The organism is Clostridium tepidiprofundi DSM 19306, assembly GCF_001594005.1.
Classification (GTDB): domain Bacteria; phylum Bacillota; class Clostridia; order Clostridiales; family Clostridiaceae; genus Clostridium_AC; species Clostridium_AC tepidiprofundi.
Window position 1 is genome coordinate 77,266 of sequence record NZ_LTBA01000007.1, and the last position, 19,153, is coordinate 96,418.

General features: G+C 27.9%; 17 protein-coding genes. 12 read left to right on the forward strand and 5 right to left on the reverse strand.

Annotated elements, in window-relative coordinates; translation table 11 throughout:
• Positions 1–34: 34 nt before the first annotated feature.
• The 3 genes from CLTEP_RS05105 to CLTEP_RS05115 form a co-directional block, all read right to left on the reverse strand.
• The gene (locus CLTEP_RS05105) at positions 35–1,312 is read right to left on the reverse strand and encodes a dicarboxylate/amino acid:cation symporter (RefSeq protein ID WP_242863872.1); all 1,278 of its coding nucleotides are present in this window, start codon (positions 1,310–1,312) and stop codon (positions 35–37) included.
• A 250-nt stretch (positions 1,313–1,562) separates the two neighbouring features.
• A complete protein-coding gene (locus tag CLTEP_RS05110; RefSeq protein WP_066823580.1) occupies positions 1,563–2,279 on the reverse strand; it encodes a permease in 717 nt (238 codons plus the stop codon).
• The gene (locus CLTEP_RS05115; RefSeq protein WP_066823582.1) at positions 2,276–2,755 is read right to left on the reverse strand and encodes a permease; all 480 of its coding nucleotides are present in this window, start codon (positions 2,753–2,755) and stop codon (positions 2,276–2,278) included. Before CLTEP_RS05115 ends, CLTEP_RS05110 begins: the two co-directional genes overlap by 4 nt.
• A gap of 103 nt (positions 2,756–2,858) precedes the next feature.
• On the opposite strand from CLTEP_RS05115, the gene CLTEP_RS05120 reads away from it, so the two are divergent.
• Entirely contained in the window at positions 2,859–3,539 is a 681-nt protein-coding gene (locus CLTEP_RS05120) for a Crp/Fnr family transcriptional regulator (RefSeq protein WP_066823587.1), read from the forward strand.
• Between the two features lie 85 nt (positions 3,540–3,624).
• Positions 3,625–3,825, forward strand: a complete 201-nt coding sequence (locus CLTEP_RS05125) for a cold-shock protein (protein WP_066823590.1) — start codon at positions 3,625–3,627, stop codon at positions 3,823–3,825.
• A gap of 308 nt (positions 3,826–4,133) precedes the next feature.
• Here CLTEP_RS05125 and CLTEP_RS05130 read toward each other — a convergent pair whose 3' ends face one another.
• Positions 4,134–4,322, reverse strand: coding sequence for an aspartyl-phosphate phosphatase Spo0E family protein (locus tag CLTEP_RS05130; RefSeq protein WP_066823593.1), 189 nt, complete (start codon positions 4,320–4,322; stop codon positions 4,134–4,136).
• A 232-nt stretch (positions 4,323–4,554) separates the two neighbouring features.
• Between CLTEP_RS05130 and cas6 the strand changes: the two genes are divergently transcribed.
• The gene (gene cas6, locus CLTEP_RS05135) at positions 4,555–5,319 is read left to right on the forward strand and encodes a CRISPR-associated endoribonuclease Cas6 (protein ID WP_066823596.1); all 765 of its coding nucleotides are present in this window, start codon (positions 4,555–4,557) and stop codon (positions 5,317–5,319) included.
• On the opposite strand, the gene CLTEP_RS05140 is transcribed toward cas6, so the two are convergent.
• Positions 5,227–5,826, reverse strand: coding sequence for a tyrosine-type recombinase/integrase (locus tag CLTEP_RS05140; protein ID WP_066823600.1), 600 nt, complete (start codon positions 5,824–5,826; stop codon positions 5,227–5,229). The genes cas6 and CLTEP_RS05140 overlap by 93 nt on opposite strands.
• Before the next feature lie 312 nt (positions 5,827–6,138).
• On the opposite strand from CLTEP_RS05140, the gene CLTEP_RS05145 reads away from it, so the two are divergent.
• The 9 genes from CLTEP_RS05145 to cls all read left to right on the forward strand — a co-directional run bounded on the left by CLTEP_RS05145 (position 6,139) and on the right by cls (position 18,419).
• Positions 6,139–7,422: a putative bifunctional diguanylate cyclase/phosphodiesterase gene (locus tag CLTEP_RS05145; RefSeq protein WP_066823603.1), complete on the forward strand. Its 1,284-nt coding sequence runs from the start codon at positions 6,139–6,141 to the stop codon at positions 7,420–7,422.
• 25 nt (positions 7,423–7,447) lie between these two features.
• A complete protein-coding gene (locus CLTEP_RS05150; protein WP_161938349.1) occupies positions 7,448–7,630 on the forward strand; it encodes an aspartyl-phosphate phosphatase Spo0E family protein in 183 nt (60 codons plus the stop codon).
• Positions 7,631–7,899: 269 nt separating this feature from the next.
• Positions 7,900–8,313 (forward strand): secondary thiamine-phosphate synthase enzyme YjbQ, encoded by a 414-nt coding sequence (locus tag CLTEP_RS05155; protein ID WP_066823609.1) that lies wholly within the window; start codon positions 7,900–7,902, stop codon positions 8,311–8,313.
• A gap of 22 nt (positions 8,314–8,335) precedes the next feature.
• Positions 8,336–8,854: a cob(I)yrinic acid a,c-diamide adenosyltransferase gene (gene cobO / locus CLTEP_RS05160; protein ID WP_066823611.1), complete on the forward strand. Its 519-nt coding sequence runs from the start codon at positions 8,336–8,338 to the stop codon at positions 8,852–8,854.
• 20 nt (positions 8,855–8,874) lie between these two features.
• Positions 8,875–10,362 carry a TIGR02677 family protein gene (locus CLTEP_RS05165; RefSeq protein WP_066823614.1) on the forward strand — a complete coding sequence of 496 codons (1,488 nt, stop codon included), beginning with the start codon at positions 8,875–8,877 and terminating at the stop codon, positions 10,360–10,362.
• 1 nt (position 10,363) lies between these two features.
• Positions 10,364–11,500 carry a TIGR02678 family protein gene (locus CLTEP_RS05170; protein WP_066823617.1) on the forward strand — a complete coding sequence of 379 codons (1,137 nt, stop codon included), beginning with the start codon at positions 10,364–10,366 and terminating at the stop codon, positions 11,498–11,500.
• A complete protein-coding gene (locus CLTEP_RS05175) occupies positions 11,490–15,551 on the forward strand; it encodes a TIGR02680 family protein (RefSeq protein ID WP_066823620.1) in 4,062 nt (1,353 codons plus the stop codon). The genes CLTEP_RS05170 and CLTEP_RS05175 overlap by 11 nt, the downstream gene beginning before the upstream one ends.
• 53 nt (positions 15,552–15,604) lie before the next feature.
• Positions 15,605–16,888, forward strand: a complete 1,284-nt coding sequence (locus CLTEP_RS15280; RefSeq protein ID WP_066823622.1) for a TIGR02679 domain-containing protein — start codon at positions 15,605–15,607, stop codon at positions 16,886–16,888.
• Positions 16,889–16,976: 88 nt separating this feature from the next.
• Entirely contained in the window at positions 16,977–18,419 is a 1,443-nt protein-coding gene (cls, locus tag CLTEP_RS05185; protein ID WP_066823624.1) for a cardiolipin synthase, read from the forward strand.
• Positions 18,420–19,153: the final 734 nt, after the last annotated feature.

Sequence of the window (19,153 nt, forward strand, 5' to 3'; positions counted from 1 at the left end):
TATTCTACAGGTAAAGCAAAAATCCTCTTATTTATTATGAAACTAATTCCTCATCATTATTTTTTTTATAGTATACTTCCTTGTCAAATTCTTTTTCTGATTTGGAAATAAGTATTGTACAAACAGCATCGCCAGTTATGTTTACTACAGTTCTGGTCATATCTAGCAATCTATCTATGCCCATTATTAAGGCTATACCTTCTATTGGAAGACCTACTGATTGAAGAACCATAGAAAGCGTTATTAAACCAACACTAGGTATACCTGCAGTGCCAATAGAAGCAAGTGTAGCTGTTAATATTACAGTTAAAAAAGACTGCAGTGTTAGATGAATTCCATAAACTTGAGCAATAAATATAACTGCAACTCCTTGCATTATTGCTGTACCATCCATATTTATTGTTGCTCCTAGGGGAAGTGTAAAAGAAGCAATATTTCTTGAAACACCACATCTCTTTTCTACAGTTTCTATTGTAACAGGTAATGTACCGCTACTTGTTGCTGTTGAAAAGGCCACACTCATTGCAGGTGCAAAATTTTTAAAGAATTGCAATGGATTTAATTTGCCTATAGTACTTAGCATTCCCATATAAGTAAATGTTGCATGTATAAATAGTCCTAATAAAACAGCAAACATGTATTTTAAAAGAGGAACCATAGCTGCAAATCCTACTGTTGCAAAAGTTTTTGCAATGAGAGAAAATACACCATAAGGTGCTATAACCATTATTAACATAACCATTTTCATCATTATTTCATTTAAAGAATTAATAAAATTCACAACAGGCTTAGATTTTTCCCCTAAAAGAGCCATGCTTATACCAAGTAACAATGCAAATATTATAATTTGAAGCATATTGCCATTTGCAAGAGAAGAAATAGGATTTTCAGGAACCATATCTAAAATAACATCAACTAAGGGTTTTGATGAGCCGATTGTTGCTTTATGTTTGATTATACTTGATAAGTCTAAACCAATACCTGGATTAATTACATTTCCAACTATTAATGCTAGTGTTATTGCAACACAAGTTGTTAATAGATAAAAGGATAATGTTTTAATACCAACTCGTCCAAGTTGTTTAGGATCACCTATAGAAGTAGCTCCTGAAACGAGTGAAACAAATACTAGTGGAACAACTAGCATTTTAATTGAATTAATGAATAATCCACCGCTTAGTCTAAGCAATCCATTAATAATAACTGTGTCTTTAATATAACTTGAAGGTAGCTTACTTAGGATAATACCAAATATAGCACCTAAAACAAGACCTAATAAAATTTTTGCTGTAAGTGTACTTTTTCTTTTCAAATTTGTATCCCTCCTGTATGTATAATTTTGTCGCATAATATCATGAAACTATTATAGCACAATTCATGCAAAATGCAAAAAATTCTTTAAAATGAATTATAAAATATCTAAACTGTCAAAATATCCTTGATAGTTGATAATAATTTGTTATACATGAGAATTTTTCTATTAACTATATTTTGTGTGTGAAAGTGATTTTGCAGAGGGATGCAATTTGTGGAGTATTAAAATTGTATTATAGTGGATTTAACTATTTAGTTAAATCCACTATTTCATGTATTTGTTTAGCTACTTTGCTACCGCCAATCTTACATTTGTCATGTTTTTCACCATTTTTAACTATGCTTTCAGCATATTCTCTGCAATTTTTATAACCGCATGCACTGCAATTGAAATGAGGAAGTATGCTATCTATTTCGATAATTGTTTTATTGGATATATCTAAATTTTCTTTGCTGTTCATAATATCTTTTCTTTTTACGATTTTTGATGTAATATAAGCTATGACAAATATTGAAGGTATAGTAAGTAATGTTCTAGTTACCATAAAGCTAGCTCCTAGAAATTTTGATTCAACAATTAGCATAGGTACTTTTATTACTGCCCATGTACTTATTAATAAGACTATATTTAAAATACTTGCACCTTTATTGAATAAGGAAAAGGCTATAGGAAAAGCTGCATATATTGGTCCTGCGGAAATAGAACCTAATAGTACTGATAATATATTGCCTTTTAATCCAGAATCTTTTCCAAAGTATTTTGTTATAGTTTCTCTTGGAACCCATGTGGTAATGAGGCCCGAAATAACGAATACAGCAGGTAAAATTTGAACCATATCTTTTAAATAACCGACTGTTGTACTAATAGAATTCATGAAAATGTTTTTGCTATATAAAAATGTTGCGATATACAATACTATAGTGATAACTTGTATTTTATGCTTTTTTAAAATTTGTACATTCATTTCAATACTACCCCCATTCCTAAGGCTATTATGATAGCTAAAGCTATACTGAGAGCATTTCTTGCGAAAGCGAATTTTTTGCCGAAATATTTAATTTCTATAGGTAGAGTTGCAAATCCTACCATTGTTAGAGTGCTAATAAAAGCTGCTGTTGCTACTAGATTGGCACCACTTTTTAATAAAGAACCTGCTAATGGAAATGCAACAAATGCAGGTATAATCGTTATTGTGCCTATTCCTGCACCAAATAGAATGCTTAGTAGCTGATTCGGGTTTCCGAGTAGATTTTTGATTATAGAGCTAGGAACCCATGATAAAAAGAGAGCTACTAGTGCCATAAGTGCAAAAACTTCTACAAAAGTGCTTTGAAATAGTTTTTTAGCAAGATTTAGACTTTCAACAGTTTTTTGTTTATCCTTTACAATAGACCATATAAAGAATATGGCGGTTACTATAAGTAATATTATTGTACTCAAAATTTTGTTCACTCCTTTATGTTTTGATGTTATTATAGTATAATTTTATTTGATATTTTACAGTTACCTTGGTAACTAATTTTAAATGTTAGGGGAATTTTTTATGATTATTAAAAAATATATAGAACTTTTACGATTAGGGGATTTATTTAAAGATTTTTCGCATGAAGAATTAGCAGAACTATTTAATGAGAGAAATCATAGAGTTCAAAAGTATAATAAAAAGAGCATAATCTATTTTGAAAATGAAAAATGTATATTTTTTGATATAATTTTAGAAGGAAGTGTAGTGGTTCAGAAAATTGACGAAGATGGTAATGTGTTAACAATTGAAGAGTTTTATTCTGGTGATAGTATAGGGGGAAATATTCTTTTTTCAAATTCAAGTACTTATCCTATGAGTATATTGGCAAAATCAAATGTAACTATTTTGCATATAAAAAAGGAATTTGTTTTAGAATTATGCCAAATCAACAAAGAATTTTTAAATGAATTTTTAAAATGTATATCGGATAAAGCACTAATATTAACTCAAAAAATTAAAACTATATCTAAAAAATCTATTAGAGAGTCAATAATAGATTTTTTGAATATAGAGTATTATTATCAAAAAAACAGGAGAATAGAATTGGAGATTTCAAAGAAAGAATTAGCTGAAAGATTAGGAGTTCAGAGGACATCGTTGTCTAGGGAGTTAAACAAAATGAAAAAAGATGGTCTTATATTATATGATAAAAATTCAATAACGATAGTAGATCCGAAAATAATCAAGAAAAATTATTAAAATTTATTTTGACATTAATAAAAAAGTATGATATACTCGTTGAGTAGTAAAAAATAAGTAAAGATAATTTTGGAGGTTTTTTTTAATGAAAACAGGAATAGTAAAATGGTTTAACAGTGAAAAAGGTTTTGGATTCATCTCAGTTGAAGGAGAAGATGATGTGTTTGTACATTTTTCTGCTATCCAAGGAGAAGGATTTAAAACTTTAGAAGAAGGCCAAAAAGTTCAATTTGATGTTGAAAGAGGCGCTAGAGGTCCTCAAGCTAGTAACGTAGTTAGAATATAATAGTATTTTAATATCTATAGATTATTTAACAAACAGTGTTTTAGTTTGTTTGTTATTTAACTATTCTTATCAAAATGATTGTTTTTATATTTGGTTACAAGGACTAATTAAAATTAAAAATTGTTGAAATTTTTGTAGCAGGGGTGTTGTTCTCTTGCTATTTTTTATTGATTCTCCAATCTCACACTTGTGGAAGTGAGAGATTGGAGTGCTTTGTTTTAGGTAGAGTATTCGCTTGAAGTACGATATTTCGCTTTAGTAAAACGAGCTTGCCTAATAATAATATTATTATTAGTTTAAATTGCTTGCTAGAACTTTTTTTTAATATCAGTATTTAATGACTTTTTTTCTTTAGAAATATTTTTATGAAAATTTACAATATGCTTGTCCAATTCTTGACTGGTTTTAAGAATTTCCCCAGAACATAATCTTTTGCTATCATCTTCAACTAAGCAATTCAGTTTATTTTTTAATTCTTCTATAATCATGTAATTCATGGTTAACCACCTATCTTGTTATAATTCGTAATTCGCCAACATTTTACATTATAGTATTTATATATTCAAAATGCAATAATAATAAACAAATTTGTAAATAAAATTTTTATCGATAAATACATATAAATGTGATATAATACATATGATGTAAATTTATATATAAAATCTAAATTTATCTAATTATGTAATATAAATGTTGATGTAAAAAATAGATGATATGGAGATAAAAAATATGAGAGCAGAATTAAAGTTTAAATTACACAAACCTTTGATTATTCCACTTCAATACAATCATATCGTTCAAGCAATGATACTTAAGTGGATTAATGACGAAAGCTACCGAAATTTTATTCATGATACTGGATATGAATATAACAAAAGAGTGTTGAAAATGTATACATTTTCAAGATTACAGGGTAAATACAGAATTGATAAAGAAAACAGTACTATAACTTTTGAAGATGAAATGAAACTTCTTATATCTACAGTTGATAGAAAGTTTTTGATGTATATTGTCGATGGAGTAATAAGAAATAAAGAAATAAATATTATAGGTAATAAAATTGAACTTGGAGAAGTATCATGTTATAAAAAAAATATAAAATCAGGAGATAGTATATTTACTAAATCGCCTATTACTGTATATAGCACTTTTGAAAACGAATTAGGTAAAAAGACATACTATTACAGCCCTTATGAAAGTGATTTTTCAGAACTGCTAAGAAAAAATTTGATAAAAAAATATAATGCACTATTTAATAAAAATCCGGAAAATGATGAATTTAGTATTATACCATCACAAAGAAAGAAGCCCAAAAAGAGTGTAATGACTTACAAAGGAACTATAATCAAAGAATATTCCTCTGAGGTGCAACCATATTTTGGTTGTACCTCAGAGGAAATATTAAACCATTTCACTTTTTTCTTCAAGTTTTGCATACATCTTTTCTTGCTGCTTTGTTGTAAATTGGAAATAAATTTCTGTATTTGTGACTGATTTGTGTCCAAGCCACCATTGTAATTCTTTTATGTCCATGCCAGATTCGGCTAGATGAACTGCAGTGGTATGTTTGATTGCGTGAAAATGATGTTTGCTTTTGTCTGGTATGTTTGCAAGTTTGCAATATTTTTTCATGAGATAATCTAGAGTTTGTCTAGATATAGGATTATTCTTTTGGCTTATAAAAAGTGATATGGAGGTATCTATTATATTATTTTCAATTATGTATGAGTCAATAGCGGCTTTTGTCTTAACATCAAGTCTGATTGTATTATTATTGCTTCCTTTTAATCTTTTGCAATAAATTTCTCCTTTATCTTGATTATAATCAGCTAATTTTATTAATGCAATTTCAGAAGCTCTTAAACCACATCTATATGCAACTCTAAAAATCGCAAGATCTCTTTTGTAATGACTACTTATATTATTTTTAATAGCATTGAAAAGATTTAAAGTTTCTTGTTGAGTTAAGTATTTAATTTTACTAGAACTATTGTTGTACATAGCTACACTCCTCTAAAAATTGTACAAAACAAATATTTTGTATCAATTTTAAATATTTTTTTGACCAATTTATTACTCATAATTCATATTATATTTTTTTTCTCATAAATTTCTGTTATATTTATTTAATTTTTTACACAATTTTACCATATATTGCAAAAATAAATTTAAATATTTGGACATTTATCTATATTGTGTTATAATCAATTGTACAAAATATTTGTTTTGTTTTAATAATACAATTAACTAAAAAATATGTCAAAATATTAGATGTTTTAGTGTAAAGAACTGTGTATATGGGGGTTAGGCAACATGGAGGAAAAATTAGAAAATGTTTATAATTTTAATAACTCAGTAGGTGATTTTGAAAAAATTATTGGTAAATTAGTTAAAGAAGAAAAAGGTTATATTTGTTTGATTGATATAGTTAATTTTAGATTTTATAACTATACTTATGGGTATGAGTATGGTGATATTATTTTAAATAAATTTATTGAAAAAGTAAGTAAGCGTGTTTCAAACAAAGGAAATGTTTATAGGTTTAGTGGGGATAGGTTACTTGTTCTAATTTATTTTAAAGATAAAGTAACCATTAAAGGAATAATTAATAGCTTGCTTGATTCGCCAGTTCAATTAGATTTAGAAGATAGAAAATTGGTAGTAGATTTTAAAGCAGGTATTTCGGTATATCCTAATGATAGTACAGAGTTAAGCACAATATTAAAGTATGCTGAAATTGCACTTAACTTTGCAAAAAGAGTTACTAAAAATAGATATGAATATTTTAAAAATTATATGTATGAAGATATGGTTAGAAATGATAAAATTTTATCAAATTTAGATGTTGCATTAAAAAATAATGAATTCACGTTATTTTATCAACCACAAATCGATTTAACAACAATGAAGGTATGTGGTATTGAGGCGTTATTAAGATGGAATCATCAAGAATTGGGAATGTTATCGCCAATATATTTCATTGAAATTATAGAACAAAACGGAATGATAAATGAAATTGGCAAATTTATTATACACAAAGCATTTAATGAAATAAAAAAATTACATGCTAGTGGATATAGTTACCTAAATATATCAATTAACATATCTGAAAAGCAACTTGAAGATAGTTCCTTTTTAGATTTTGTTAGTCAAGAATTGAAAGAAAGCGGTATAGATTCAAAACATATTCATTTTGAAATAACTGAAAGAGTTGTTTTAAGTCCTAATAAAAAAATATTGAATAGTCTTACGAGTTTAAAAGCTATGGGAGTAAAAATATTTATTGATGATTTTGGTACAAAGTATTCATCTCTTAGTTATTTATACAACCTTCCTATTGATGGAATAAAAATTGATAAGTCATTTATAGATAAAATACAAAGTTGTGAAAAAGATTTAATTATAACGAAAAATATTATAAATCTTGCACAAGAATTGAATTTGGATGTTGTGGCAGAAGGGGTTGAAAAAGAGGAGCAGCTAGATTACTTGCTTGATATCAATTGTAGTAAAGTGCAAGGATTTATTTTTGAAAAGCCACTAAGTGAAGAGGAATTTGCTAGCTTTTTAAATAGATTTAATGCATTTGAAAATTAGTATTTTGGTAGTGAGGATGGTAGTAATGAAAGAGAATAATAAGAATTTATACAATAATATTGAAGAACTTAGAAAAACATTAAATAATGCAAGCATTGATGTGTTAAACGACAATATATTCAAACATGAAGAAATTGTTTCTTTGAGTGAAAAATTAGATGAATTGATTGTGGAATATATATTATCTAATGAAAATGAAGAGAATTAGGCATTTGAAAGGAAATAACAAGTTTTAGATATAAAGTACATAAATTTAAAAAATATTAAATAGCAAAATTTCAAAATCTGCATTCATCGATTTTTAATTATTTAAAAATGTTAGGAATCGATGAATGTGTTTTTTGGAGAGAATCAAGTACTTTGAAAATACCTAAAATGTTCTTTCAAATGAATATAGTATAAAATAAGTTTAATATGATATAATTTAGGCATATAGTTAAATAATTTTAGTATGGATTAGGAGTGAGAAATGTTATAATGAGAACTTCAAATAATACATATGAATATTCTTTAAGAACAAACAAGGAACAGGAATTTATAGATATTACAAATTTTGTACGTAAGTCGGTTGAAGAAAGTGGAATTGAAAATGGTATTGTTGTTGTTTTTAGTCCACATACAACTGCAGGAATTACAATCAATGAAAATGCGGATCCAGATGTTGTAAGGGATATTATTAATTCTTTAAATCATATTTTCCCAGTACATGGAGATTATAAGCATGCTGAAGGGAATTCACATGCACATTTGAAAGCTTCATACATGGGTTCAAGTTGTTCAGTAATTGTTGAAAATGGCAAGTTAAAAACAGGTATATGGCAGGGAATTTATTTTTGTGAATTTGATGGTCCAAGAACAAGAAAAGTTTTTGTGAAGGTTATTGAAGGATAGAAAATATTTTGGAGGGATCAAAATGGAAAATAAAGGGTATATACATATTTACACAGGAAATGGAAAAGGGAAAACTACCAGTGCTTTAGGATTGAGTTTAAGAGCAATAGGTGCAGGTAAGAAGGTGTTTTTTGGTCAGTTTGTTAAAGGTATGAAGTATAGCGAAACTAAGACTGTAAAATATTTGCCTAATTTTGAGATGAAGCAGTTCGGAAAAAATTGCTTTATTTATAATGAGCCTACAGAAGAAGATATAAGGCTTGCTAAAGAAGGGCTCAAAGAGATGAAAAATATATTGATTGATGGTGAGTATGATATTGTTGTTATGGATGAATTGAATATAGCACTTTACTACAAACTTTTTACTGTAGATGATGTATTAAAAGCATTGGAAAAAAGAGCAAAACATGTTGAAGTTATAATTACAGGAAGATATGCACCACAGGAATTGATAGATATTGCTGATTTAGTTACTGAAATGAGGGAAGTAAAGCATTATTATAATAAGGGTATACAAGCTAGAAAAGGAATAGAAAGTTAGGTAATTGAAAGGATTTTTGTATGAAAATAGATAACAAGGTTATGAAACAAATTGATGAGGTAAGATATCTTGCTACTGAAAATACATGGAGATATAGAACTATTATAAGGACCATGTATAATTATTATGAAAAAATGAAGTATTGGTTATATAGTGAAGAAATATATGAACAGCTTAAAAAGAATGAACGCTTTAGTGATTATTCTGAAGAACAGTTAAAAAATGATTTAGATGCTTTAGTAACATGGAAAAATTTAATTGCTGTTGCAGATACGACTAAGGTTAGAACTGTTGAAGAATTTAGGAATAGAAAATTTAGGTATCAGCTTTCTACATATACTATAGAAATAGAAAGAATGTTGTTATCTCTTGAAAATATGACAGTTGAAAACAATGCTTCACTTGAGGGAACATTAGTGGAAAAATTTTGTGCTATTCTTGAAGAACATAGAGAGATAATATTTAAAGAGGATAAAGAAGTATATGAATGGTGGAAGGAATTAAATAAGAGATTTAAAGAATTGAATGAGAACTATCAAGATTATATAAGCAGATTTTATTCACCTAAAACCGAGGAATTGATGAAAACATCAGAATTCTTGATGTTTAAAGAAAATTTTATTAAATATCTTAGAGACTTTATAAAGGATCTTCAATTAAATAGTTATACTATAAAAAATTTGCTTACAAGTATTGATTCTAGCGAAGTTGATGAAATTATAAATAAGGTATTAAATCATGAAAAAACTATTCCTAGTATAGGGAACACAATAAAATATGATGAATTTGTTGATATAAATAGGGGTAGATTTCAGAGTATTAAAGAGTGGTTTCTTTCATATAAGGGGAATGAGCCTCTTGTTGAACAGCTTATTGATAATACTAACGATATGATAAGAAAGATAACTAGGTTTGCTTCTCAAATTGCGGATAAAAGAAATAATAGTGCTAATAGAAAAGAAGAATATAGAAAGATTGCAAATATGTTTTATGAGTGTAGTAGTATTGAGGAAGCTAATAAGTTATCTTCCCTTGTTTTTGGAGTATTTTCTCCAAAACATATTAAGGCAAATGAAAATAGAACTACTGAGAGCATAAATAGCAGCATATATGATGAGCCACCAACAGAAGTTATTACAAAACCAAGAGTAAGAGGTTATAGAGAAAAACTCATAAAGAATCCTATTGTTGATAAAAGCTATAAAAAGGAACAAAAACTCAAAGAAATAATGGAAAAGAGAAAGCTTGAGAGTGAATTAATGGGAAAATATATAGTGAATAATGAAATCGATTTCGCAAATTTACCTAAAATATCGCGAAAAGATAGAAATATATTATTAAGATGGCTTACAAAGGGCAGAATTTCAAGGGGGAGTGGTAGCAAAACAGAATTTGGAAGAAAATTCACAATTATAAAAGACAAGCATACTCAAACGATAGAGCTCAAATGTGAAGATGGAATATTTGTAATGCCACACTATATATTAAAATTTGAGGAAGAGGAATGATATGGAAGAATTAAGGGTGCTTTTAGAAAAGTATTTTATTTTTAAAGATAATGATAAGGATACTTATTATTCAATTAAAGATAATTATAAGAATTTCAAAACATTTATAAAGGATAAACTTGGATATGAACTATTGATAAGAGGAGATTTTATAAAACTAGAGAAACTTCCTGGAAAAGCTGAAGGATGGATGGGTATAGATGAATTTGACGATATTAGGGAGTATATCTTTTTGATGCTGCTCATTACATTTTTAGAGGATAAAACCAAAGGAGAACAATTCCTCTTATCACATATAACAGATTTCATAAGCTCAAATGCGGTGGGCGAAAAAGTAGATTGGACAAATTATAGAACACGTCGTTCATTGATAAAGGTTCTTAAATTTGCATTGCAATATAATATTATTGTTATTAATGATGGTAAGGAAGAGGATTTTATAAGGGATAATTCTGTTGAAGTGCTTTATGAAAGTACGGGATTGTCGAGATATATGGTTAGAAACTTTCCAGTGGATATTATGAAATGCAAGAATTATAAAGATATAGAAGACTTTAATGTTACATTTTTAGAAGAGGAGAAAGGATTTATAGTTAGAAATAGGGTTTATAGGAGGCTGCTTATTTCTCCTATTGTTTATAATGAAGGTGCAGATGATTCGGATTATATTTACATAAAAAAACATAGAGGTATAATTGAAGAGGATTTTAGAAAGTATTTGAATTGGGATTTACATGTACATAGAAATGGTGCTTTGATTGTTTTAGGTGAAGGTAGTAGATTAAAAAAGATGTTTCCATCAAATTCAGCTTTAAGCGATATAGTTTTGCATTTAAATAGCAAAATTATAAAATTATTGAACGAAGGTAAGATTCAGAGAAATGTTGATGATGTTATTGTTTTATCCGAGGAAGAGTTTAAAGATATTATTTCAGAGCTTAAATGTGAAAGAGCATTTGGGTGGAGTAAGGAATACAGGGAATGTAGTATTTTGAAGTTGATGAATGATATTATTGAGTTTATGAAAAGCTTTGCTATGATAACTCAAGACGAAAATATAAATGTATACCCTTTAATAGGAAAGTTAGTTGGAGATTATCCAAAGGATTATGTTGGAGGTGATAGAAATGGAAAATAGATGGATAGCAAATAAGTTTGGACTAATAAATTTTTGGTATTATGATATTGAGGAATTTCCATTGGAAGATGGTAAATTGCTTTTTAGAGGATCTAATGGGAGTGGTAAATCCGTTACAATGCAGAGTTTTGTGCCACTATTATTAGATGGTAATAAATCTCCTGAAAGACTGGATCCGTTTGGAACAAAGTCGCGTAAAATGGAGAATTATTTACTTGATGAAAACACAGATGAAAAGACAGCTTATCTATACATTGAATTTAAGAGAAGAAAAACGGATAATTATTTAACTATTGGTATGGGAATGAAAGCTGTAAAAAATAGACCTCTGAATTCATGGTATTTTATTATTACTGATGGTAGAAGAATAAACAAGGATTTGTTTTTGTACAGGAATGCTGGTAATAATATACCTCTTACAAAAAAGCAACTTCAAAATGAAATTGGAAATGGCGGAGTTTTTACTGAATATCAAAGAGAATATATGAAAAAGGTAAATGAATATTTGTTTGGATTTGATGATGTTGATAGATATGAGGAGCTTATAAACTTACTTATTCAGCTCAGAAGTCCTAAGCTTTCTAAAGATTTTAAGCCAACAGAAATATATAAAATATTGACTCAGTCGCTTAGGCTTATTTCAGAAGAAGATTTAAGACCTATGTCTGAATCAATGGAGAATATGGATGGATTACAAAGTTCTCTTGAAGAGTTAAAAAATGCCCTAAGTGCAACACGAAATATTAAGTATCATTATGATAGATATAATAAATGTTGCTTATATGAAAAGGCTTTAAATTTTAAGAAGAAAAATGATGAAGTTTTGCAATTAACTAAAGAAATTGAAGAAAGTAAAGAAAAATTAGAAAACAATATAAATCAAATTAAAAATGTCAAAGAGAATATTAAAAGGCATAAGACTCAACTTCATGAGGCTGAAATAATGTATGATAAGCTGAGAGAAAATGATGCCTTAAGGGTTAAAGAAGAACTCCTAAAATTAGAAAAAGAAGTAAGAGAACTAAAAATTGATATTGAAAAAAAAGAAAATGAACTTCAAAACAAAAAAATCAGTGAAAGGGAAAAAGAGTATACTATTAAAAAATTAGAAGATGAGTATGACATAATAGTACAAGATATTGAAAATATTCTAGATGAACTTTACGAAATTGCAGATGAATTTCTTTTTAAAGATGGTTTTATGCTTAAAGAAGATATGATGAATGATTTAAAGGGATATGACATTAAATACATTAAAATATGTCTTAACAAGTATTCTGAAAAAATAAGAAAAGCTATTAAAGTATTAAAAAAATATGAATACTATAAAGCAAAGTATGATGAAGTATTAGAAAACAAAGAGAGCATTGAAAAAGAATTTGAAGATGCTAAGAATGATATTGCTAAGAGAGAAGAAATTCTTTTGAATACAAGAGAAGATTTAAAGGTTAATTATGTAAAGTGGAATGATGAGAATACTATTTTAAAACTCACTGATGAAGAGAAAAAAGAGCTTATTTCTGCAATAGATAGTACAGAAGATACATTTTCATTAGGCGATTTAAATAAAGTTGTTAAAGAAACATATAATAATATTAAAAACAAATTCAATATAGCTATCGAAAAGAAGGACAGTAATATTACTGATATAGAAAAAGATATAGACAATTTGAAGTCAGAAATAGAAGAGTTAAAGAGAGCGAAAGAAGTAGAACCTCCTAGATGCGATGGTTCAATAAATAATAGGCAGGAATTGATGAAAAGAGGTATTCCTTTTACAGTTTTTTATAAAGCTATTGACTTTAAAAAGGATGTTCCAGAAGATATAAGGATAGCTCTTGAGAGTGCATTTGTAGATATGGGCATAATTGATGCAGTAATAGTTGATGAAAAATATAAAGATGAAGTTATGTCATTTACAGAAGGAGCATATGACAGGTACATATTTGCTAATGGTAATATAATGAAACATAATATTACTAATTATTTTGATGTAGATAAAGATGGATTGAATGGTGTAGCATTTGAAACTGTTGATAATATTTTGCAAGGTATATTTTTGGTTGAGGATTCTATGGCATTTGTCGATGAAAAAGGTAATTACAGCATAGGTATTATAAAAGGTAAAGCAAGTACAGATTATACATTAAAATATATTGGAGCTAGTAGCAGGAAGAAACACAGAGAGAGAATTATAAATGAAAAGTTAAATGATATAGAAAAACTTCTAAAAGACATAAAAGAATTAGAATTAGAAAAGCTTGAAATAGAGAATAAAATAGGTATTCTTGATGATGAAATGGGAAAAGAGCCTTCTAGCATTGATTTAAGAGAAGCTTTGAAGATGATATATGAATGTGAGTCAAAAGTAAAAGAACTGCATGAAAAATTGATAAGAGAAAATGAAGCATTGTTTAATATATCAGAAGAATTTAAAGAATGTAAGAAAAATGTTATAGAAATCACAGATGGTATGGAGCTCGATGTGTCTTTAGAAGAGTACGAAGAAGCCAATGAAAGAGCTAATGACTACAGAAATTTGTTGACTGAATTGACTATTAAACAGGGTAATATTAGAGGCATACATGATAGAATAGAATCTATTAGAGAAAGCTTAGAGGATATTAGAGAAGTGATAGATAGTCTTTATTACGATATAACAAGCTACAAGAATAAATGTGATAATAAAAATGAAGAAATAAATTCGTTAAAGGATGTTCTAAAGAATACAGATATAGAGCAAATTGAAGCAGAAATTGAAAGATGCATAGAAATAAAATCAGAGTATCCTAATATAATTAATAATCTTTCTAAGAATGAAGGTGAACTAGAACAGGCTATACTTAATATTAATAAAACAATAGACGATAAAAATAATAAACTATTAAGAGAAAATCATATTTGCAAAATAAAGAAGGATATTTTTATGGAAGAATATTCTTTAGGATATGTTTTACCAGTTGAAGACAGTCAAAATGATGCTATGAAAATATTAAAAAAGGTTATAGCTGCATATGATTTGAGAGAAGATAAGGATAGAGAAGTTTATTCAAGAGCAGTTATAGATAGTTTAAGCAAAAATCGTTCTGAACTCAGGGAATTCTATATTAAAGTTGATGATATTTTTGTAAAAAACAATATGGAGGATGAGTCATTAAGAGAGATTTATAAAGGTGTTGAAAGAATAGATATTAATTGTAAATTTAGAGGTAAAGATATATCATTTTATGAGCTTCCAAGTATGATTGAAAAAGATATAGAAGAGATGAAAATATTGATAAGCAATAAAGAAAGAGCCATATTCGAAGAAATATTAATGAATACAATAAGTACAAAAATTAAAAGCAAGATTTATCTTTCAAAAGTTTGGGTGGATAAAATAAATGATTTAATGGAGAGTATGAATACATCAAGTAGCCTTAAATTGAGTTTGAGATGGGTTCCTAAAAAAGCTGAGAGTGAAGGACAACTTAATATAGCTGAACTTTTGGAGATAATGGAAAGAGGAGCAGCTGCTAATGATGATGATATGAAAAAACTTGCTTTGCATTTTGGTAATAAAGTAAAAGAGGCAATAAGAAATTGTGAGCAAAATGGTGAAGCAAGAAATTACTATACTATTATAAAAGAAGTACTTGATTATAGGAAATGGTATGAATTCAAATTGTATTTTACAAAAAAAGGTGAAAGAAAAAAAGAATTAACCAATAATGCATTTTTCCAGTTTTCTGGAGGGGAAAAGGCAATGTCAATGTATGTACCATTGTTTTCAGCAGTGTATGCAAGATATGATAATGCTAATAAGGATTGTCCAAAAATTATTTCTATGGATGAGGCATTTGCAGGAGTTGATGAAAATAATATAAGAGATATGTTCAAATTGCTTAAAAAGTTGGATTTAGACTATGTGTTGAATTCACAGATATTGTGGGGAGATTATGATACAGTTGATAATCTTTCAATTTGTGAACTTATAAGAGAAGAAAATGATGACGTTGTTACTGTTATAAGATATAGATGGAATGGAATAGAAAAACAGTGTTTAGTATAAGACGTCTTAAAAAATAATTATTAGTAAATCTTTGAGAATTAGTTGGTGAGTGTATGGATAAGGTTAATGAGGCAGTTGAATTTTTAAAAAAGAATAAGGCATACAATAAAATACTAAAGGAAATATTGATTAAATATAAAAAATTGGGCAAATTATCTGGAATGATTTGTATGGAAAATCTAACTTCAGAAGAAGCTATGATATTAGCACCATTAAACCATAATTTTTTTGCGGAGAAGAAGGGAAAGTTTTCTGTAAAAAAATTTATGGATAATTTTTCAAAAGGCAGATTTGAAGGTGTTGATTTTGTCGAAGTTCTAAAGGTATATTTTGATGACAATTTAATTACTAATAAAGAAAAAAGGGATTTAGAGACAGAAAAAAGAGAAAAGTATTTTAAAACAATTTTAGAACAGTGTGAAGGAACTAGGTTTGAAATATGGCTGAATAGGGCTCTTTGTGAGAAAAAATATGGTTATAAAATAATAATGAAAAAGTATTGTGAAGATAAGAAAGTATTAAAAGAGATACTCATGAACATAAAAAAAGCATTGTGTCACATGAGCTTTTCAAGTGATAATATTACTCCAATAGCACTCTTTTCATCTAATATAACAAAGGATTCTCATTATTTTGACATAGGTACAGTGTGTGGAAATCTCCTTATGCACGCTATATGTTGTATTTTAGATGTGGCATATCCAGAAAATGCAGAGAAAATTAATGAAATATTATATAGCGTTGGCATAATGAGGGATGAACTTTCAAATACCACTATAACATATGGATTAAAAGCATATACTGATTGTAAAGAGCACTTTGGCTTTAAAAGTTTTTATGATTACAAAGAGCCTCTTATTGTATCATTAAAGAATTTAAATAAAATCGATACTGTAAAAGTAAATAATAATAGAGTTTTTGTTTTTGAGAATCCAACAGTATTAGTTGGTGTTATGGAAAAAACAAAACATATATACCCTTCACTTATTTGTACGAGTGGACAGATTAATATATGTTCGCTCGTGCTTCTTGATAAAATTGTAAGAGGTGGTGCGGTAATATATTATAGTGGCGATTTTGATCCAGAAGGGTTGAAGATTGCTGATAAGTTAAAAAGAAGATATAAAGACAAGCTTGTTTTGTGGAGATACTCAATTGAAGATTACTTTAATATAAAGAGTTCTGTATCAATAAAAAGTCGAGAAAGTAAATTATCTTCCATAGAATGTGAGGAACTATTTGAATTAAGGGATATTCTTATTGATGAAGGTAAGGGTGGTTATCAAGAATTGCTTATTGAGGAATATGTAAAGGACATTATTGAGCTGACAGATTAAGGCATATTCAAAAAATAACTAGTCAGTATTTTAGTCTATTTTTTTCAAATGTCTAAGTTTACACTAATTATATAAGGAGAAAAAGTGTATGCATATATTTTTGATAACGATTTTAATATTGTTTATAGCGAATATATTTTTGGGTTTTGTACTCATATTTATAGAAAGAAAAGATCCATCTGCTACATGGGCTTGGTTAGTGGTAGTTTTTTTGATGCCTATATTTGGATTTATTTTGTATCTACTGATTGGACAGAATTTAAGTAGAAAAAAGATATTTAACATAAAAAAAGAAGAAGATATTTTACACAAAAAACTTTTGGCTCAGAAAAGAGAAATAGAAGAACATAAATTAAAATTTAATGATAAAGTTGCAGCTGAATATTTAGATATGATATATATGCATTATAATAACAGCCAAGCATTATTTACACAAAACAATAATGTTAAGATATTTACTAATGGAGAAGAAAAATTTAATGAACTGATTAGACATATAAGAAATGCAGAAAATCATATTCATATGGTTTATTATATATTAAAATCAGATTCTATTGGAACTAAAATTATAAACGAGCTTACGAGGAAAGCTGAAAAAGGCATAGAGGTCAGATTGTTGTATGATGCTATGGGAGGCAGAAAATTACCTAAACATTTTTTTGATAAATTGAAACGTGCGGGTGGAAAGGTAGCATGTTTTTTTCCATCTATTTTACCGCATATAAATACTCGTATTAATTATAGAAACCATAGAAAAATTGCAGTTATTGATGGAAAAGTTGGATTTGTTGGTGGAATAAATATTGGCGATGAATATTTAGGCAAAAGTAAGAAATTTGGATATTGGAGAGATACTCATTTAAAAATATGTGGTGATGCTGTAGATGATTTGCAGCAGAGATTTATTCTTGATTGGCATTATGCTTCAGATGAAGATATAAATTTTGATAGAAGATATTTTCCTATTAAAAATTCTGATGGTAAGATTGGTATTCAAATTGTTTCAAGTGGTCCTGATTCTATTGAAGAACAGATTAAAAATGGGTATTTAAAGATGATAAATTCAGCTAAAAAAAGCATTTATATTCAATCGCCATATTTTGTTCCTGATAAAAGTATACTAGAAGCGTTAAAAGTTGCAGCATTATGTGGAGTTGATGTTAGAATTATGATTCCTAACAAACCAGATCATCCGTTTGTTTATTGGACATCTTGTGCATATATAGGAGAACTTTTGGATGTTGGTGTCAAAGCATATAAGTATGAAAAGGGATTCCTTCATTGTAAAACAATTGTAGTAGATAGTAAAATTGCATCGGTTGGTACAGCCAATATGGATATAAGAAGCTATAAGCTGAATTTTGAGGTGAATGCATTTATATATGATAAAAATGTGGCAAATAAACTCGAAAAAATATTTGAGAAAGATATTCAAGATAGCTCAGAAATAACAAAGGAACTTTATGAAAAAAGAAGTATGAGTATTAAGTTTAAGGAATCTATTTCTAGATTGCTTTCACCAATACTTTAATTAGGGACTAGGGAAAAGGTGCTAGGAGGGAAAAGAAGGGGCTAGGAGTTAATCTCTAGTCTCCAGTACAGATTTACAACTTAAAAACTATTATCTATTTAAAAACAAAGTTTAAATATTAATATCCATCAAAGTCACAATCTGCTTTGGCGATTGGCAACTATTTATTAGTTTTCAGTCGCCAATCGATAGTCTCTAGTACAAATTTGTGACTTGAGAATCAGCATCTTATTAGGTACCAGGCGCTAGGACAATTTCATCAACTTAAGTTACTATAAATTTACAATTGCAAGTTTCTGATGGAGAATGTTTCTATTCCTGTATATAATATACAAATAAAAAGCTCTTTGTATATTATAATTTTTAGATTTATATATTTTGACCTAATAATACATTCTTCCCTGCAAAATATTACTATTTAAGTGTAACTTACTATAAATGAGCAAATTTCATAACATATTTTGGAATTAAGAAAAACAAGAACAAAAATAGACATTTTCGCCATCCTAAGGTATTATATTACTGCTAAGAAATATAAATAAAGGATGGATAAAAATGCCTACAGAAAATAATATACCATATGCTAAATCAATTAACAACTTTATTATAGAAATTAGAATAGTCCTTTACTTAACATTGCCACAATTTAAGCATATTTGTGCTTTCGTATTTGGGGCCGTAGGCCGTGGGTGTAATGGTAAAGTTAGTCGTATAACTGAAAACTGTTATAGTTC

Bases quoted from the DNA above. Each gene is read 5' to 3' on its own strand.
- CLTEP_RS05175 (WP_066823620.1), top strand. From the start codon at position 11,490: ATGGAAAATAGATGGATAGCAAATAAGTTTGGACTAATAAATTTTTGG.
- CLTEP_RS05155 (WP_066823609.1), top strand. From the start codon at position 7,900: ATGAGAACTTCAAATAATACATATGAATATTCTTTAAGAACAAACAAG.
- CLTEP_RS05130 (WP_066823593.1), bottom strand. From the start codon at position 4,322: ATGAATTACATGATTATAGAAGAATTAAAAAATAAACTGAATTGCTTA.
- CLTEP_RS15280 (WP_066823622.1), top strand. From the start codon at position 15,605: ATGGATAAGGTTAATGAGGCAGTTGAATTTTTAAAAAAGAATAAGGCA.
- CLTEP_RS05170 (WP_066823617.1), top strand. From the start codon at position 10,364: ATGGAAGAATTAAGGGTGCTTTTAGAAAAGTATTTTATTTTTAAAGAT.
- CLTEP_RS05140 (WP_066823600.1), bottom strand. From the start codon at position 5,826: ATGTACAACAATAGTTCTAGTAAAATTAAATACTTAACTCAACAAGAA.
- CLTEP_RS05120 (WP_066823587.1), top strand. From the start codon at position 2,859: ATGATTATTAAAAAATATATAGAACTTTTACGATTAGGGGATTTATTT.
- CLTEP_RS05110 (WP_066823580.1), bottom strand. From the start codon at position 2,279: ATGAATGTACAAATTTTAAAAAAGCATAAAATACAAGTTATCACTATA.
- cobO (WP_066823611.1), top strand. From the start codon at position 8,336: ATGGAAAATAAAGGGTATATACATATTTACACAGGAAATGGAAAAGGG.
- CLTEP_RS05125 (WP_066823590.1), top strand. From the start codon at position 3,625: ATGAAAACAGGAATAGTAAAATGGTTTAACAGTGAAAAAGGTTTTGGA.
- CLTEP_RS05165 (WP_066823614.1), top strand. From the start codon at position 8,875: ATGAAAATAGATAACAAGGTTATGAAACAAATTGATGAGGTAAGATAT.
- cas6 (WP_066823596.1), top strand. From the start codon at position 4,555: ATGAGAGCAGAATTAAAGTTTAAATTACACAAACCTTTGATTATTCCA.
- cls (WP_066823624.1), top strand. From the start codon at position 16,977: ATGCATATATTTTTGATAACGATTTTAATATTGTTTATAGCGAATATA.
- CLTEP_RS05150 (WP_161938349.1), top strand. From the start codon at position 7,448: ATGAAAGAGAATAATAAGAATTTATACAATAATATTGAAGAACTTAGA.
- CLTEP_RS05145 (WP_066823603.1), top strand. From the start codon at position 6,139: ATGGAGGAAAAATTAGAAAATGTTTATAATTTTAATAACTCAGTAGGT.